This window comes from Pseudoduganella sp. GW821-FHT12E03 (assembly GCF_058807115.1).
Genome location: NZ_JBXAQJ010000009.1, coordinates 190,538 through 209,953, shown reverse-complemented (window position 1 = coordinate 209,953; position 19,416 = coordinate 190,538). Strand labels below are relative to the sequence as shown.

General features: G+C 65.9%; 5 protein-coding genes. All 5 read left to right on the top strand.

Annotated features, from left to right (window positions below):
• Nucleotides 1-19: 19 nt before the first annotated feature.
• The 5 genes from AC1RRC_RS22995 (at nucleotide 20) to AC1RRC_RS22975 (ending at nucleotide 19,349) form a co-directional block, all read left to right on the top strand.
• Complete coding sequence (locus tag AC1RRC_RS22995) at nucleotides 20-709, top strand: FecR family protein (protein ID WP_493057861.1); 690 nt, start codon at nucleotides 20-22, stop codon at nucleotides 707-709.
• Nucleotides 710-898: 189 nt separating this feature from the next.
• Nucleotides 899-2,479: a ShlB/FhaC/HecB family hemolysin secretion/activation protein gene (locus AC1RRC_RS22990; RefSeq protein ID WP_493057860.1), complete on the top strand. Its 1,581-nt coding sequence runs from the start codon at nucleotides 899-901 to the stop codon at nucleotides 2,477-2,479.
• Nucleotides 2,480-2,537: 58 nt separating this feature from the next.
• Nucleotides 2,538-12,989, top strand: a complete 10,452-nt coding sequence (locus tag AC1RRC_RS22985; protein ID WP_493057859.1) for a YDG domain-containing protein — start codon at nucleotides 2,538-2,540, stop codon at nucleotides 12,987-12,989.
• A gap of 32 nt (nucleotides 12,990-13,021) precedes the next feature.
• Nucleotides 13,022-18,547 carry a two-partner secretion domain-containing protein gene (locus AC1RRC_RS22980; protein WP_493057858.1) on the top strand — a complete coding sequence of 1,842 codons (5,526 nt, stop codon included), beginning with the start codon at nucleotides 13,022-13,024 and terminating at the stop codon, nucleotides 18,545-18,547.
• Nucleotides 18,513-19,349, top strand: a complete 837-nt coding sequence (locus tag AC1RRC_RS22975; RefSeq protein WP_493057857.1) for a FecR family protein — start codon at nucleotides 18,513-18,515, stop codon at nucleotides 19,347-19,349. Before AC1RRC_RS22980 ends, AC1RRC_RS22975 begins: the two co-directional genes overlap by 35 nt.
• The last annotated feature ends 67 nt before the right edge of the window (nucleotides 19,350-19,416 follow it).

Sequence of the window (19,416 nt, the reverse complement as noted above, 5' to 3'; positions counted from 1 at the left end):
TCGTATTGCCACCGAAGGCATGGCAGGCCGCCGCCAGCGGCGCACCGTACTGGCGGCGCTGGCCATGCTGGCCATGGCCGCCGCCATGCCGGCGCCGGCCGCCACGGTGGCCGGGACGGTCACCCAGCTTAGCGGCGCCATGAGCGCCAGCGGGCCCGGTGGCGAGGTGCGGCAACTGGCGCTGAAGTCGGAAGTCGCCAGTGGTGAAACGCTGACCACCGCCAAGGACAGCTATGCGGTGGTGACCTTCGTCGACCACAGCGAAGCCGTCCTGAAACCGGTCACCACCCTGGCCATCGAGCATTTCCGGTTCGATCATGGCAAGCCGGCGGAAGACAGCGCGGGCCTGCGGCTGGTGCGTGGCGGCCTGCGGACCGTGACCGGCCTGCTGGGCAAGCGCAACCGGGAAAAGTTCAGCTTGCAGACGCCCAGCGCCACCATCGGCATCCGCGGTACCACGTTTTTCCTTGAATACCTGACTGGCAGCGCCGATGGCGCCAGCGCCAGCCAGCTCGACCCGGGCTTGCACGTGTACGTCAGCGACGGCGGCATTTCCCTGACCAACCAGGCCGGGTTCTTCCAATACGATCCGGGCCAGTATGGCTACATCAAGGACGACAAGACCAAGCCGGTCAAGATGAGCGCCAATCCGGGCATGCAGTTCGACTTGCCGCCGGGGTTTGGCGCCAGTGGCTTGCCCGGGAAGTAACTTTGTAACGAAATTATTTCAAATAAGCATTATTTGTTGTTTCTGTGATAGCATCCCGTTGCGCTGCGTCCATCGCGGTCTGCAATGGGAGTTGTCTCATACAGTTGCAAAATTTCTGAATGCCGGGCGCAACGGGCCGGTCCTGAGTAATAATTCCATACAGCACAAGAACAACCCACGAGCCGATACATGAAACGACAACTAGCGCGCTTATTTGCAGGTTCCCTCCTGGCCGCCGCCGTCAGCACCGCCTGGGCCGCAGAACCGGACGACGGCGTGGTCCGGTTTGAAATCACGCGGTTTACCGTTACCGGCAATTCCTTGTTGCCGCAGGCGGAAATCGACAGCGTGCTGGCGCCATTTGCCGGCCAGCGGCGCGACTTCGGCGACGTGCAGCGTGCCCTGGAAGCCCTGGAAGCGGCGTTCCATGCGCGCGGCTACAACATCGTCACGGTCGAATTGCCGGAACAGGAACTCGATAAAGGCGTGGTGCAGTTCAAGGTGGTGGAAACCAAGATCGGCCGCATCAAGGTCAGCGGCAATCAGCACTTTGATGAAGCCAACGTGCGCCGCGCGCTGCCGCACCTGCAGGAAGGCAAGACGCCGAACCTGAAAAAAGTGTCGGCCGGCCTGAAACTGGCTAATGACAGCCCGGCGCGCAAGATTGCCCTGAAGCTGCAAAGCAGCGACGAAGATGGGGAAGTCAATGCCGCGCTCGACGTGACGGATGAAAATCCGTGGAAAGCCATGCTCAACGTGGACAATACCGGTACCGACTCGACCGGCAAGACCCACGTCGGCGTGGTGCTGCAACATGCCAACCTGTGGGGCCTGGACCACGTGGCCAGCCTGCAATACACCACCACGGCGGAAAAGCCGGGCCAGGTCAAGGTGTATGGCCTGGGCTACCACATTCCGCTGTACAGCCTGGGCGACGCGATCGACTTGTTTGCCAGCTACTCGAACGTGGATTCGGGCGTGGTCACAGCCGGCGTGCTGAGCCTGGCGGTGAGCGGCAAGGGCGCCGTATATGGCGCCCGCTACACTCACAACATGGCCAAACGGGGCGACCTGGAATCGCGCCTGATCTACGGTCTCGATTTCAAGGCCTTCAAGAATAACGTGACGTTCCTCGGCACCCAGCTGGGCAACGATGTGACCGTGCATCCGCTGTCGGTCAACTATGTGGCCAACTGGGCCAAGGATGGCACCGACCTGGGCGGTTCCGTGACCCTGGTGCACAACATCCCGGGCGGCGACAAGGGGGGCTCGGACGATTTCAACCGCGCCCGCACCGGCGCCAAGGCCCGCTATACGGCGCTGCGCCTGTCGGGCAGTGCCGGCCGCGCGCTGGCCAATGACTGGCAATTGCGCGCCATCGTCAATGCCCAGCTGACGTCGGATGCGCTGATCCCCGGCGAACAGTTTGGCGGCGGCGGCGCCGGTTCCGTGCGCGGTTTCGCCGAACGTGAAATTTCCAACGACAGCGGCCTGGGTGCGAACCTGGAAGCGTATACGCCGGACTTTTGCAATTCGGACCGCTGGCAGTGCCGCGTGCTGGGCTTCTATGACATGGCTTACGTCAAGCGCAACCACGCACTGGCAGGTGAATTGACCAGCACGACCATTGGCAGCACCGGCCTCGGCTTGCGCGTGCTGATGGGCAGTTCCTTCAACCTGCAACTCGACTACGGCCATGTGATACAGGCCGGGGCCACGGGCCGCAACGGCGCCAACCGCCTGCACGTGCGATTGGGCCTCGCTTATTAGACAACATGGGTGCCGGGCCTTCACGCCGGGCGCCCATTTATCAGGCAGGATAGTTATCATGAATTCCCCCGGGCGTCCGCTGTACCTCAAGCGCAAAGCGCTGGCTGTCATGGTTGCCGCCTGTTACGGGGCGGCGTACGCCAATCCCCTGGCGCCGCAAATCATCGCGGGCCAGGCGGCATTCCAGCACAATGGCAAGGTGTTTTCCATCACGAACACACCGAACGCCATCATCAACTGGCAAAGCTTTTCCATCGCACCGGATGAAGTCACGCGCTTCATCCAGCAAAACGCCGACAGCCGGGTCCTGAACCGCATCACGGGCCAGGACCCCAGCCGCATCCTCGGCGCGCTGCAATCGAACGGCCACGTGTACCTGATCAACCCGAACGGCGTCCTGTTCGGCAAGGGCGCGCGGGTCGATGTGCAGGGGCTGGTGGCGTCGTCGCTGGCGCTGTCCGACAACGACTTCCTGACCGGGCGTCACCGCTTCACGGGCGCCAATGCCGGCAAGGTGGCGAACGAAGGCGCGATCGTCACGCCCAATGGCGGCAAGGTATTCCTGGTCGGCGCCAGCGTGGAAAACAGTGGTGTGATCACGTCGCCGCAGGGGGACGTGGTGCTGGCGGCGGGCCACACGGTGCAACTGGTCGATTCCAGCGATCCATCGGTGCACGTGGTGGTGTCGGCGCCGGATGGCCAGGCGGTCAATCTGGGCCAGGTGCTGGCCTCGGGCGGACGGGTGGGGATTTTTGGCGCGCTGGTCAACCAGCGCGGCAAGGTCAGCGCCGACAGCGCCGTGCGCGGCGAAAACGGCAAGATCGTCCTGAAAGCGTCCGGCACCACCTTGCTGGAAAAAGGGTCCAGCACCAGCGCGGTCAACAGCGCGGGGCAGGGCGGCGACATCCGGTTGCTGGGCCAGCGGGTCGGCCTGACGGACGATGCGCAAGTGGACGCCAGCGGGGCGCAGGGCGGTGGCCAGGTCTTGATTGGCGGTGGCCAGCAGGGCAAGGACGCTTCGGTGCCCAATGCCGAACAAACCTATATCGGCGCGCAGGTATCGGTGCGCGCCGACGCCGTTGGCAGTGGCAATGGCGGGCGCGTCATCGCGTGGAGCGACAAGTCCACCCGCGTCTATGGCAGCCTGTCCGCCAGGGGCGGCGCGCAAGGCGGCGACGGCGGCTTCCTGGAAACCTCGGGCGGCTACCTGGACATGCAGGGCCAGGTCGACACGCGCGCCCCGGCCGGCAAGGGCGGCAAGCTGTTGCTGGACCCGACCGACATTGAAATCGTCGCCTCCGGCACCTCCGGCGGCATGTCATCGAGCACGCCGTTCGTGCAGACCACCAATTCCAGCAGCAGCACCATCGCGGCCTCGCAGTTCACGTCCTACCTCAACTCGGGCACCAGCGTGGAAGTCTCCACCAGCAACGCGCTGGGCGGCGGCACCGGCAACCTGACGGTGTCGGCGCCGGTGTCATGGACCGGCGCATCGACGCTGACCTTGACCGCCAGCGGCGGCGCCATGGCCATCAATGCCAACCTGACGGGCAGCCATGCCAGCGCCGCGCTGGTCTTGTCCGCCACCGGCGATATCACGCAAAACAGCGCCAATTACATCAAGGTGCCGAGCGTCACGGCCACCTCGTCCACCGGCGGCATTTCGCTGATGGGCTCGCAAAACGAGATTTCAACGCTGTCGATGTCGGCCTACAAGGCCATCGACGCCTTTACCGCCAATTTCCAGACCTCGGTCACCAAGGCCACCTCCAGCACTACCAGCGTTTCGGACAATGGCGACGTTACGCTGATGAGCGACGGCATCATGACCATTGCCGGCCCGGTCTCCACCGCGCGCGGCGGCGTCACCATCGAGAGCTTACAGGGCATCATCGTCAACGGTTCCGGCAGTATCGCCACCAGCGGCGGCGATATCGCGTTTACGCAGGACAGCGGCTATTCGGTCGACATCAACGCCGGGGCGACCGTCAGCAGCAGCGGCGGCATGATCAGTATTTCCACCGACACGCTGACGGTGGATGGCGTGGTCGATGCCGGCAACGGCCTGTTGAGTATCCAGGCACTGTCGAGCGGACGGCCGGTGGAAATCGGCGCCACCAACGCCACGGCCACCTCGCTGTCGCTGACCTCCACGACGGTGCCGAACCTGCGCACCACGGGGGAACTGGCGGTCACGACGTCCGGTTCCGGCGGCACGGTCACCGTGTCCGGTTCGATCGATTACACCACCGGCAATGCGCAGCCGTCCACCGTGATGTTGAGCGCGGACGACCATATTGCGCTGAACGGCACGCTGAAAGTCGATGGCGACCTGGTGCTGGCCACCACGGCGGCCGGCGACAAGCGCATCACCTTTGGCAGCGGCTCGTCCACCACGGTGTCGGGCGAACTCAGCCTGACGGCCGGCAACCTGACGTTGAGCGGCACGGTTTCCGCCGACAGCGTCACGTTGAACACGGAAAATTCCATCATCGTTGGCACCGGCACCGAAGCGTCCGACACGCTGGTGGTGGCCGCGGCCGACCTGGAAAGCAAGCTGACCGCCAACTCGCTGAACCTGTATGTCGGCATCGACGCCACCAGCAGCGGCATCACGCTGAACGAAGACTTGTCGCTGGGCGGCAACCTGAACCTGTATTCGCCCAGCACCATCACGGTGACCGGCGACCTGGCCGTGAGCGGTGAGCTGACCCTGGAAGGCGGCGCCTGGTCGCAAACCGGCGCGTCGCTGCCGGCCTTGTCCGCCGGTGCGTTCTCCATCAATGGCGGCACCTTCCTGCGCGCCCAGGGCGGGACCGGCGACCTGGCGACGCCATACCTGATTACCGACGTCTACGGGCTGCAGGGCATCGGCACCTTGCTCGATACCACCCTGCATTACAAGCTGGAGAACAATATCGACGCCAGTTCCACGTCCGCGTGGAGCAGTGGCTTCCAGCCGATCGGCAACAGCGATTATCCGTACCAGGGCGATTTCGACGGCAATGGCAAGACCATCAGCGGCCTGTACGTCAACCGGCCCGGCTATAACACGGCGGGCCTGTTCGGCGAACTGGGCGGCGCGGCGAATATCCACGACCTGACCTTGTCCGGCAATGTCACCGGTGGCACGTACACGGGCGGGCTGGCCGGCTACACCGGATCGGGCGTCACGATCAGCAATATCACCAGCAGCGTCAATGTCACCGGCGAAGTCACGGGCTCGGGTTCCACCGCCAAGGTTGGCGGGCTGGTGGGCTATAACTGGGGCACCATCGCCAATGCGTCGTCCAGCGGCACGATCACCGCCGACAGCGACGATGGCACCGCCCTGGCCGGCGGCCTGGTGGGCTATAACAGCAATGAGATTTCCAATTCGCACGCCAGCGGCCCGGTCTACGCGATCGGGCAATATGCATACGCGGGCGGCCTGGTGGGCTTGAACTGGGAAAACATTACCGGTTCCTACGCGACCGGCGCCGTGTCGGCCAATGGCTCGCTGGATGGCGCGGCAGGTGGCCTGATCGGCACCAATAACGTGAATATTTCTGGTGTCTATGCCACCGGCAACGTGACCGCGTCCAACAACGCCGTGGCCGGCGGGCTGGTCGGGTTCAATGATGGCGGATTGCTGTCGGAAGTGTATGCCACCGGCACGGTCACCGGCGTCAACCATGTCGGCGGCCTGGTGGGCGACAATTCCGGCAGCATCGATACGTCGTACGCCACCGGGGCGGTGTCGGGCACCAAGAGCTATGTGGGCGGGCTGGTCGGCAGCCACGCGTATGGCACCTTGCAGTATGTGTATGCCACCGGCAATGTCTCGGCCGGCGCCTATGGCGGCGGCCTGGTGGGCGAGAACCTGGCGGAAATCTACGACGCCTATGCCACCGGCAACGTGACGGGCTACAGCGGCACGGTGGTCACCAAACAATACATCGGCGGCTTTATCGGGCTCAACGATGGCGGCACCATCAGCCGCGCCTACAGCACCGGGACGATATCGGCGAGCGGCTTCAGCAATGTGGCGGGCTTTGCCAGCTATGCGGGATGCGATTGCCAGTCCCCGGGCAACCAGGCCCTCAACGTGTATTACAACAGCACCACGGCTGGCGCCTCGGACGATTTCGCCACCCCCCTGACGAGTGCGCAAATGATGCAGTCGTCGAATTTCACGGGCTTCGATTTCGAATCGAACTGGCGCAACTACGATGGCTACACCACGCCGCTGCTGAAATCCATGCTGACCGATCTGACGGTCACCGTGTCCGGGACGCAGACCCACGTGTATGACGGCGCCACGCCGGCATTCACATTGGGCGGTTCGACCACCTATGCCGGCTTTACCGGCAGCGATACGGAAGCCTCGCTGGGCGGCGCGCTGGGCTGGGGCACGGCCGTCAATTACAGCGCGACCCCTTACGATCTGACCGGCCTGTATTCGACCAAGTACGATATCAGCTACACCGGTTCGGGTTCGACACTGTCGATCACCAAACGCACGGTGACGCCGACCGCCACCAAGACGTATGACCGCCTGACGTCGGTGTCGAGCGGCAATATCAGTTTCATCAACATGGTCGATGGCGATTCGCTGAGCCTGGTGGCCTCGGTTTCGTTCAACGACAAGAATGTCGGCACCGGCAAAACCCTGAATATCGTCGAGCCCAACCTGTTCGGCGCCGATGCCAACAATTACACGCTCAATACCTCTGGCGCCACCGGCACCATCACGGCGGCGCCTTTGAGCGTGACCGGCATGACCGGCGTGTCGCGCACCTACAATGCCGGCACGGCCGCCGCCACCACCGGCGGCACCCTGGCCGGCGTCATCAGCGGCGATACGGTCACCCTGGGCACCACCACCGCCAGCTTCGCCGACAAAAATGTCGGCACCGGCAAGGCCATCACGGTAGGCACCGTCGGCCTGTCCGGCGCCGATGCCGGCAATTACACGGTGACCGCGCCGACCGGGCTGACGGCCAATATCACGGCGGCGCCTTTGAGCGTGACGGGCCTCGCTGGCGTGTCCCGCACCTATGACATGGGCACCAGCGCCACCACCACGGGCGGCGCCTTGTCCGGCATCCTGGGTTCGGACAGCGTGGCGATCGACACCGTCACGGCCAGCTATGCCGACAAGAATGTCGGCGCGACGAAATCCGTCACGGTCAGCGGCGTCACCCTGTCCGGTACCGACGCCGGCAATTATGCGGTGACCCTGCCGACCGGCGTGACCGGCGCCATTACCGCCGCGCCACTGACGGTATCGGGCCTGAGCGCCGTCAGCCGCAGCTATGACCAGACCACCAGCGCCACCACCACGGGCGGTTCCCTGTCCGGCGTGCTGGGCTCGGAAGACGTGTCGCTGGGGGCGGTCACGGCCAGTTTCGCGGACAAGCATGCCGGCACGGGCAAGACGGTGACGGTCAGCAACGTGGCGCTGACCGGTACGGCCATCGCCAATTATTCCGTGACGCTGCCGGGCGCCCTGAGCGCCGATATCACGGCGGCGGCGCTGACCGTCACCGGCATGACCGGCGTGTCGCGCACCTACAATGCCGGCACTTCCGCGTCCACCACGGGCGGCACGCTGGCCGGGGTCTTCAGCGGCGATAGCGTGACATTGGGAGCGGCCACGGCCAGCTTTGCCGACAAGACCGTCGGCACCGGCAAGGCCATCACCATCAGCAATATCGGCCTGTCCGGCACGGATGCCGGCAATTATTCGGTGACCGCGCCGACCGGCCTGACCGCCAACATCACGGCGGCGGCGCTGACCGTGAGCGGCATGACGGCCGACTCGCGCGTCTACAATGCCGGCACGTCGGCCACCACCACCGGCGGCAGCCTGTCCGGCGTCCTCGGCTCCGATAGCGTGGCGCTGGGTTCCGTGACGGCGGCGTTCGCCGACAAGCAGGCCGGCACCGGCAAAGCCGTGACGGTCAGCGGCATTGCGCTGTCGGGGACGGACGCCGGCAATTATGCGCTGACCCTGCCGAGCGGCTTGAGCGCGAACATCACCGCGGCGCCGCTGACGGTGACCGGCATGACGGGCGTGGACCGCGTCTACAACAGTGGCACGGCGGCCGGCACCAGCGGCGGGTCGCTGTCGGGCATCCTCAGCTCGGATGCGGTATCGATCGGCACTGTGGCGGCCAGCTTCGCCAATAAAAATGTGGGTACTGGCAAGGCGATTACCGTCAACACGGTTGGCCTGACCGGTACCGATGCCGCCAATTACACGGTGACGGCGCCATCCGGCCTGACTGCCGATATCACGGCGGCGCCATTGACCGTCACAGGCATGACGGCGGTGTCCCGCACTTACAACGCCGGTACTGGCGCCAGCACCACGGGCGGCACGCTGTCGGGCATCTACAGTGGCGACACCGTCAGCACCGGCACGGTGACGGCCAGCTTCGCCGACAAGAACGTCGGCACCGGCAAAACCGTGACCGTCAGCGGCGTCACGCTGAGCGGTACCGACGCCGGCAATTACACCGTGACCGCGCCGACCGGTTTGACGGCCAATATCACGGCGGCGCCATTGACCGTGACCGGATTGACCGGCGTGTCGCGCACCTATGACGCCACCACCGTGGCCGGCACCACCGGCGGCGCGCTGTCGGGCATCCTGAGTTCGGACGATGTGTCGGTGGGAACGGTGACGGCCAGCTTTGGCAGCAAGACGGTCGGCACCTCGAAGCCCGTCACGGTGTCCGGCATCAGCCTGTCCGGCGCCGACAGCGGCAACTATGCGCTGACCCTGCCGAGCGGCCTGACGGCCGACATCACGGCCGCCTCGGTCACGGTGTCCGGCCTGCTGGCCGCCAACCGCACTTATGACGGCACCACCGCGGCGTCCGTCAGCGGCGGTACGGTGACCGGCGTACTGTCCAGCGACGTGGTGACGGTGGGCGCCATCAGCGCCAGCTTCAGCGATAAAAACGTCGGCAGCGGCAAGACCGTCACCATCAGCAGCGCCGGCCTGTCCGGCGCCGACGCCGGCAATTACACCCTGGTGCAGCCATCCGGCCTGACGGCGGACATCACCGCCAAGGCCTTGAGCGTGACCGGCATGACGGGCGTGTCCCGCGTGTATGACACCACCACGACGGCCACCACCAGCGGCGGCGCCTTGTCGGGGATCGTCAGCGGCGACACGGTCACCAAAGATGCCGTGACTGCCAGCTTCGCCGATAAAAACGTCGGCGCCTCGAAGGCCATCACGGTCTCCAGTATTGGCCTGGCTGGCGCCGATGCCGGCAATTACACCGTGACCTTGCCTTCCGGCTTGAGCGCCAGTATCACGGCGGCGCCGTTGAGCGTGACGGGGATTACCGGTGTATCGCGAGTATACGACGCCACCACGGCCGCCACCACCACCGGCGGCGCGCTGTCCGGCCTGCTGGGTTCGGACAATGTCGCGATGGGGGCGGTCACGGCGGCCTTCGCCAGCAAGAACGTGGGGACGTCCAAGGCCATCACGGTCTCGGGCATCAGTCTGTCCGGTAGCGACAGCGGCAATTACACGCTGACCTTGCCGGCCGGCGTGACCGCCGACATCACGGCGGCGCCATTGACGGTCAGCGGCATGGCGGCCGTCAACCGCACGTATAACGCCACGACTGCCGCCAGCACCACCGGCGGCACGCTGAGCGGTGTGCTCGGTTCCGATACCGTCACCAAGGGCACGGTCACGGCCAGCTTCGCGGACAAGAACGCCGGGACCGGCAAAGCGGTCACGGTCAGCAACATTGCACTGGGCGGCGCCGATGCGGGCAATTACACGGTGACCTTGCCGTCCGGCCTGTCGGCCGATATCGCGCAAGCGCCGCTGACGGTGACCGGCATGACAGGCGTATCGCGCGTCTACGACGCCACCATCACGGCCACCACCAGCGGCGGCGCGCTGTCCGGTGTACTGGGCACGGACAGCGTGGCGATGGATGCCGTGGCGGCCAGCTTTGCGGATAAGAATGTGGGGACGAACAAGGCCATTACGGTGGCCAGCGTCGGGCTGACGGGCGCCGATGCAACAAACTACACGGTGACACTGCCCGCCGGTCTCTCCGCCAATATCACGGTGGCGCCCCTGACCGTGTCCGGCTTGCTGGTGCCGGACCGCGCCTATAACGCGCAATCCGCCGCGGTCACGACCGGCGGCACGCTGGCCGGCGTGGTGGGCAGTGACACAGTCGCGATCGGCACGGTGAACGCCGCCTTCGCCACGCCGGTCCCGGGCGCCGGCAAGCCGGTGACCGTGACCAGTATCGGCCTGACCGGCGCCGACGCCGGCAATTATGCGATCAGTGCCTTGCCGACCGCCTTGACCGGCACCGTTACGCAAGCGCCGCTGGCGACGTGGACCGGGCCGGCCAGCGGCGCCTGGACCGACAGCGCGAACTGGACCGGCGGCGTGGCGCCGGTCAATGATTATGTGCTGGCCGCGATCCTGCCGGGCGCCTCGGGCACGGTGACGTTTGGCAGCGGCACGGTGACCTTGCAGTCGCTGACGGCGGCGGCGGGGCAATCGCTGCACATCAGCGGCGGCACGTTGACCCTGGGCAGCGCCGCGTCGGACCTGTCGTCCGTCGCGGGCGGCGTGACCCTGGCCACGGGCGGCGCCCTGACCCTGGCGGGCCAACTGACGGCCGGCAGCTATACGCAAACCGGCGGCACGGTGGGCGGCAGCGGCGTGCTGGCGGCGCAGCAATTCGCCATGAGCGGCGGCGCCATCGGCAGCCTGACCGGGCTCACCGTGGCGGGCGCCTATGGCCACACCGGTGGTGCGATTGCCATTCCCGGCAGCGCCCACATCACGCAAACCACCGGCAACCTGGTGATGGGCCCGATGTCGGCCGACACTGCGATCACGCTGGTGTCGGGCGGTGCGATCACGCAGACCGGCGCGCTGGCCAGCGCGCTGCTCACTACCACTTCGCAGACCGGCGTCACCCTGGCCAATAGCGCCAACCACGTGCTGGCCTACACCGGTGTCAATGGCGCCGGCGGCATCCATCTGGTCAACGTGACAGGCAATACCCACCAATTGGCGCTGGGCAATGTGGTGACCACGGGCGGCAACCTGACTGTCGACAACACGGGCGGCATCAATACCACGGCGTCGCAAGCCGCGCCTAACGGCATCGTGACCCTGACGGCGCACAGCCCGATTATTGTGAATCATCCAATTTCCGCGCAAAGCATCGCCTTGTCGGCCAGTACGGATATCGCGCTCAATTCCGGTGCGTCGCTGCAGGCCACCAACGATATCGGCATGTCGGCCGGCACCGGCATTGAAATGAGTGCTGGTTCCTCGCTGCAGGCAACCAACAATATCGGCATGACGGCCGGTTCCGACATTACACTGGCCGGCTCGCTGCAAAGCACGTCCGGCAATATCAGCGCGACCGCCACGTCCGGCGGCATCACGGCGCTGCCTGGCACCAGTATCAGCGCCAGCACGCCGGTGTCGTTGACCGCGGTGACCGGAACTGTGTCATCATCCGCGATTACGTTCGCGGGCGGCGCCACGCCGGTGATTAACGATCCGGCAACAGTGGCGGCGGAAGCCGCGGCCAAGGCGGCAGCCGACGCGGCGGCCAAGGCGGCGGCGGATGCGGCGGCGAAGGCGGCGGCGGAAGCGGCGGCCAAGAAAGCCGCGGAAGAAGCGGCAGCCAAGGCGGCAGCCGATGCTGCAGCGAAAGCCGCAGCGGAAGCGGCAGCCAAGCAGGCGGCGGAAGAAGCTGCGGCGAAGGCGGCGGCGGACGCGGCGGCCAAGAAAGCCGCGGAAGAAGCGGCGGCCAAGGCGGCGGCGGAAGCCGCTGCCAAGGCGGCAGCCGACGCGGCGGCCAAAGCGGCGGCGGAAGCAGCGGCGGAAGCTGCGGCGAAGGCGGCTGCAGAAGCGGCGGCCAAGGCTGCGGCGGAAGCAGCGGCGCAAGCGGCGGCGGAAGCGGCTGCGAAGGCGGCAGCGGAAGAGGCGGCGGCCAAGGCCGCTGCGGAAGCCGCAGCGAAAGCCGCGGCGGAAGAAGCCGCCGCCAAGGCCGCCGCCGACGCGGCAGCCAAGCATGCCGCTGCGGAAGCGGCTGCGAAAGCGGCTGCCGAAGCCGCCGCCAAGAAAGCTGCGGAAGAAGCGGCGGCCAAAGCCGCGGCCGAAGCGGCAGCGAAGAAGGCGGCCGAAGAGGCGGCGGCAAAAGCGTCGCAAAACCAGGGTAGCGAACCGGTGGGCCAGGCCATCAATTCCACGGTGAATATCATCAACACCGCGGTATCGACGGTCAATCCCTTGCAAGACCAGGATGACGCCAAAAAACTGGCCGCGATGAGCACGCCGTCGTCCGGCGCGTCGTCTTCGTCGTCCTCTTCATCGTCGTCCTCGTCGTCCGAGAAGAGCGCGTCGGAGGAAAAGTCCGCCGACAGCAAGGAAGAAAAGAAGGACGGCAATACGAAAACCAGCGAACTCGTGAAGAAAGACGAGCCCGTGAAAAAACTGTACTGCAACTGACAGCACGCAACCGCATTGACTTAAGAGACAGAATGAAGAAAGAGTTTTTCCCGCCGCTGACCCTCAAGCGCAAACTGCTGGCCGTGATGGTCGCCGCCTGTTACGGCGTAGCCCAGGCCAATCCGATGGCGCCCCAGGTGATCGCCGGCCAGGCCCTGTTCAACCAGCAGGGCAACGTTTTCACGATTACGAATACGCCGAACACCATCATCAACTGGCAAGCGTTTTCCATCAGCCCGAACGAGGTCACGCGATTCATCCAGCAAAGCAGCGACAGCCGGGTGCTGAACCGCATCACCGGCCAGGACCCCAGCCGGATCCTCGGCGCGCTGCAATCGAACGGCAAGGTATACCTGGTCAACCCGAACGGCATCCTGTTCGGCAAGGATGCGCGGGTCGATGTGAATGGCCTGGTGGCGTCCAGCCTGGCGATCTCGGACATCGACTTCCTGGCGGGGAAAAAACACTTCAGCGGTGGCGGCAACGGCAAGGTGGTCAACCAGGGCGCCATCGTGACGCCCAATGGCGGCCAGGTGTACCTGATTGCATCGGATGTGGAAAACAGCGGCGTCATCACGTCGCCGCAGGGCGAGATCGTGCTGGCGGCAGGCCACACGGTGCAACTGGCCGATTCCAGCGATCCGTCGGTGCACGTGGTGGTCTCGGCGCCGGCCAGCCAGGCGCTGAACCTGGGCCAGGTACTGGCCTCCGGCGGCCGGGTCGGCATTTACGGCGCACTGGTCAATCAGCGCGGCGTGGTCAACGCCAACAGCGCGGTGCGTACCGACAGCGGCAAGATCGTCCTGAAAGCTTCGGGGACCACCTTGCTGGAGCAGGGTAGTGTCACCTCCGCCACCAGCAGCGCCGGCAAGGGCGGCGATATCCAGTTGCTGGGCCGGCACGTGGCGTTCAATGGCGACGCCCGGCTTGACGCCAGCGGCGTGGCCGGCGGCTCGGTCCTGGTGGGCGGCGATGTCCAGGGCGCCAATGCGGCCGTGCCCAACGCAAGCCAGGCATTCGTGTCGGCCGATGCGTCGATCCGCGCCGATGCCAGCGGGGCGGGGCAACACGGCGGCAAAGTCGTCGTCTGGGGCGATGATGCGGCGCGCGTGTATGGTGCGATTTCCGCACAGGGTGGCGCGCAGGGCCAGGGCGGCCTGGTGGAAACGTCCGGCCATTACCTCGACGTGGCCGGCGCGCGCATCGATACCCGCGCGGCGGGCGGCAAGAATGGCCTGTGGCTGCTGGATCCGGAAAACATTGCAATCGATGCCGCCTATACCGGCCCGAATACGCTCGATGCGGTGAAAACCTTCAATGCCGGTGCGGCGACCGGCACCACCAGCATCAATCCCTCGCAGCTCAATGCGGCCACCTCCGACATCATGCTGCAGGCCCGCAGCAATATCGATATCAACTCCGCCATCAATGTGGCGCAATCGGGCGTCAAGCTGACGGCGCAGGCCGGCGGTTCGATCAATGTCGGCGCGGCCGTCACCACCCAGGGTGGCGACGTGACCTTGCAAGCCAATCATGGCGACTATGCGACCGGCAGCGGCGCGGTCCATGTCCATGCGGCCGTGGCCACCAATGGCGGCGCCTTCCATGCCAGCGGCACGCAAGTGACCATCAACAGCGCCGTCAATGTCGGCGCGGGCGCGGTCGACTTGCGCGCCAACAGCGCCGGCGGCAGCATTGCCATCGGCGGCGCCGGCTCCATCACCGGCGCGGCAACGGCGGACGACCGCCTGTTTTCCTTCATAGCCGACAATGTGTCGGTGGACGGCAGCGTCAATGGCGGCGGCACGGCGGGCGACACCACGGTATCGTTCACCCCGTACACCAGCAGCCGCCCGATTGCCATCGGCGCCACGCGCAGCGGTTCCAGCCTGGCCCTGACGGCCGCGGACCTGGGCCATGTGTCGGCGTATGGCATCAATATCGGCAGTGCCGGCGCGGCCGGCGGCATCACGGTGGGACAGGACCTGGACCTGTCCGCCAACGTGCGCAGCGTGGTGTTTGAAAGCGCGGCCGACATCAATTTCAATGCCAAGGTCAAGACCGACACCAGCGCCGGTTTCATTGTGGCGGGCGCTTATGGCAGTACCGCGAAAATCGCCTTCAACAGTGGCGGCGGCGTGCATGCCTACAATGTGCTGCTGCGCGCCGACAACATGGAGTTGGGCAGCGCGGCCAATACCGTGCAGGCGGCCGGCACCGTGAAGCTGTCGACGCAATCGTCCGATGCGCCGATCGTGGTGGGCGCCGGTGTGACGGGACCTGCCGGTACCCTGGTGCTGAGCGCCGATGAAGTGCGCGCCATCAGTGCGCCGGAAATCGACATTGGCGACCGGTCGCGCGGTACGCTTAGCGTCACCGGTGAACTCAACCTGTCGTCCGGCACGGCGGCCACCAGCAAGCTGTTGCTGGCCGGTTCCGCGCTGTCGCTGGAAGCGAATGTGACGGTGGCCGATACGCTGGGTCTGGTGTCCGATGGCGCCATCGGCCAGTTCAACAGCGTCATCAGCGCGGCCGGCGTGGTGGCGCAGGGCGACAGTGTGAACCTGTCCGGCAACAACACCGTGCAAAACCTGGCCGGTTCGGCCGGCAGCGGCGGATTTGTGTTCAACAACGCCGGTGCCCTGACTGTCGGCACGGTGGCGGGTTTCAGCGGCGTGACCTTGGCCAGCGACAATACCGGCGAGATCGGTATCACCGGCACGGCCGTCACTGTGCAGCAGGCGCTGACGGCGCCATCCGGTTCGGTGCGCGTGACCGGCGCTACGGTCACGGTGGGCAATGGCGCTGTGCCGGCCAGCGCCGCCATTTCCGGCGCCAGTGTCACGCTGGACGGTGACGCGGTGGCGCTGCAATCGGGCGCGTCCGTGAAAGGCGATGACGTGACGTTCGTCGCCGGCAACCTGGCCCTGGCGGCCGGGTCGGCCACCACGGCCGGTGACGACCTGTCGATCCAGGTAAAGTCCGGCAACGCCATGGTGCTGGGCGCCGGTGCGGCCGATGCCGCCGGCACGCTCGGCGTCAGCACGGCGGAAGTCGCGACCCTGACGGCGGACCGTCTCAACGTGGTTGGCGGTGGCGGCAATGCGACCGTCAATGAATTGAACCTGGTGACGAGCGGACATATCCGTGATCACTTGCGGCTGTCGCTGTTCAATAACATCACGCTGGCCGGACCGGTGACGGTTCCGTACAACCTGTCCGCCAGCGCCACCGGCACCGTGGCCAATAACGCCAAAGTGACGGCCAAGAGCACTCACCTGTCCGGCGGGTATTTCGCCCTCGGCGCCGGCAGCGCCATCGTGGCGCCGGAAGGTGTGACGCTGCTCGCATCGTCCGCGCCCGTGATTGCCATCGGCGCCGGCGCGGCGCCCGGCGAGGGCGGTATTGCCGTGTCGGACACCGTGATGAAAAACATCGCGACCGATTCCCTCACCATCACGAATGTCAAATCCGGCGGCAGCATCGTGCTGGGCGCGCTGGACTTGAGCGGCACGGCGTCCTACAGCGATACGGCGGTGGCCTTGAGCAGTGCCGGCGGCATTGCCGTGACGGGCGCCGTGAAAGTGCCGGATTCGCTGTTCCTGAGCGCCACGGGCGCGTTTGAAAACAGTGGCGCGATCCAGGCGAAATCGCTTGGTGTTTCCGCCGTCAATATGAACCTGGCGGGCGGCAGCTCGATCGCCGCCACCGATTACGTGTCCTTGTCGTCGCAGACCGCCGGTTCGATGGTGCTGGGCAGCGGCGCGACGGATTCGGCCACGGTGCTGGGCTTGTCGGATACGGAATTGCGCACCATCAGCACGCCTGAGATCAACCTGCACGCCACGCAGGGCGGCGTCGAAGTGCGCGCGCTCAACCTGAGCGGCGCCGGGCCGTCCGAGAGCCTGCGGATTACCGCCGGCGGCGGCGGCATCAACGTCACGGGGGCGGTCAACCTGTCGAACACGCCGTTGCTGTTGCTGTTCCCGTTGTCGGGCGGCGTGACGCAGACGGCACCCATCACGGTGTCATCGCTGTCGGTGACGGGGCTGGGCAATGTCGTCCTGAACCAGGCCAATCAAGTGGACACATTGTTTGTCACCTCTGCCACCGGCAATGTGGAATTGACCAATGCCCGCTCGCTGGCCATCGATGCTATTTCCGCGCCAAGCGGCAAGGTGACGCTGAACGTGGCCGGCAACATCACCGGTGGCGGCAGCCAGGCCATTTTGGCCGATACGCTGGATCTGACGGCCAGCGGCAGCATCGGCACCAGCGCGCAGGCGCTGAACACCTCGGTCTCGGTGTTGAGTGCGGAAAGCACGGCGGCGTCGGGCAACAGCCCGATCAATATCACCAACCAGAATTACACGGGCAACCCGGTGACCGCGCATGCCGGCCAGTTGACCGTGTACAAGCTGAAGGTCGCCAACGGCAACGCTGGCGCGGTCACGCTGAACAACACCGGCGCCACCGTGGTGGACAGCACCGGCGTGGTGAAGACCGACAGCGGCAAAATCACCCTCACCGCGCATAGCCCGTTGACCATCGACGGCACGGTGGAAACCGTCAGCGGCGATATCGACTTGACGGCCAGTTCGAGCACGGGGGGCAGCGATGCGCTGACCTTCGCCTCGACCGCGCAAGTGAAATCGACCACCGGCTTTATCAAGCTGGCGGCGGGGACCACGATTACCGGCGTGACGACGTCCACCGTCCAGGCCGCGCCGGGCAAGCTGACGCAGATCGCGGACATGACGAACAATCCGACGGCGGCGCCGACACCGACGCCAACCGCGGCGCCAACGTCAACGCCAACGGCCGCACCGACGCAGACCCCGACGGCGGCGCCAACGCAAACGCCAACGGCCGCGCCGACGCAGACCCCGACGGCCGCGCCAACGCAAACCCCGACCGCGGCGCCAACGCAAACGCCGACGGTTGCCCCGACGCAGAGCCCGACGCCGGAGCCAACCCAAACGCCAACCGTGGCGCCGACCGTGGCCCCGACCGTCGCTCCGACTGTCGCGCCGACGGTTGCGCCGACCGAAGCGCCAACGGTCGCGCCGACGCAGCCTCCGACGCAAGCGCCGACCCAGGCGCCGCCGACGGAACCGCCGACCCAGGCGCCGACGGAACCGCCGACGCAAGCCCCGACGCAAGCCCCGACGCAGGCGCCTACCCAGGCGCCGACGCAAGCGCCAACGCAAGCGCCGACCCAGGCCCCGACCACGGCGCCATCGGCGGACATCTGCGTGATCGCCCCGAATTCGGCGCTGTGCGCCGTGCTGTCCCCGCCCACGGTCAGTGAGCCCACCAAGCCGGTGAACGTGGCGAGTACGCAAGTGATCAACGTGATCAATGACATCCAGCCGGCGATCGCGCAAACCGAAGTCGTCAAGAAGGACCCGGTCCCTACCGCCGCACCGACGGAAGGCCCGGCAGCAACATCCGCGCCGGATGAAAAGACGGCAAAGGAAGAAACGAAAGAATCCAAATCAGCCGACAAGGGAACGACAAAAAATGAACAACCTGTCAAAAAACTCTATTGCAACTAAAGCCCTGCTGCTGATCGCGTTCTGGCTCAGCTGCACGTTTGCAATGGCGGCCCAGGTGGCCGGGACGGTGACCCAGCTGAGCGGGCCGCTGCTGGCCAAGAAGGCCAGTGGCGCCGTGAAGATCCTGTCGCTGAAATCGGAAGTGGAGAGCGGCGATACGCTGGTGACGGAGAAGAACACCTATGCCATGGTGAAGTTCATCGACAACAGTGAAATCACGCTGAAGCCGGCGTCCCAGCTCACCATCGACAACTTTGCGTTCGACAACGCCAAGCCCGATGGCGACAGCGCCAGCTTCAACTTGCTGAAGGGCGGCATGCGCTCGGTCAGCGGCTTGCTGGGCAAGCGCAACAAGGAAAAGTTTGCGCTGAAGACGCCGGCCGCCACCATCGGTATCCGGGGCACCACCTTCATCGTCGATTATGTGCCAGGCGGTGAGGACACGGCGCTGGCGTCGCTGCAAGCGTACCTGAACGCCAGCACGGCGGCCCTGGGCGACGCCGCGCCGATCGCGCCGCTGCAAATGGCGCAGGCGGGGTTGCCGGGGGCGGGCGGCGGCCTGGCCCCGGGCCTGTATGTGCATGTGATCGACGGGATCATCAACCTGTCCAACCGGGGCGGGGTCCAGTCGTTCAGCGCGGGGCAGTTCGGCTTTACCGCCAGCTTCATCAAGCCGCCTGTCATCGTGCCGAACAATCCCGGCATCCAGTTCACGCCGCCAGCGGCGTTCCAGACGTCGCAAGCGGCTGATGTCAACAAAACGCCGCCCAAATCCAACGCGGTCGATTGCGAAGTGCGCTGATCGCCTGACCTTCGCTTGATCTTCGCCTGACTCCCCCACGCAACACCCCGGTGCGCCGTCCTGGCGC

What these genes read in the sequence shown, in the direction of transcription:
- AC1RRC_RS22995 (WP_493057861.1), top strand. Translation starts at nt 20, where the DNA reads ATGGCAGGCCGCCGCCAGCGGCGCACCGTACTGGCGGCGCTGGCCATG.
- AC1RRC_RS22990 (WP_493057860.1), top strand. Translation starts at nt 899, where the DNA reads ATGAAACGACAACTAGCGCGCTTATTTGCAGGTTCCCTCCTGGCCGCC.
- AC1RRC_RS22975 (WP_493057857.1), top strand. Translation starts at nt 18,513, where the DNA reads ATGAACAACCTGTCAAAAAACTCTATTGCAACTAAAGCCCTGCTGCTG.
- AC1RRC_RS22980 (WP_493057858.1), top strand. Translation starts at nt 13,022, where the DNA reads ATGAAGAAAGAGTTTTTCCCGCCGCTGACCCTCAAGCGCAAACTGCTG.
- AC1RRC_RS22985 (WP_493057859.1), top strand. Translation starts at nt 2,538, where the DNA reads ATGAATTCCCCCGGGCGTCCGCTGTACCTCAAGCGCAAAGCGCTGGCT.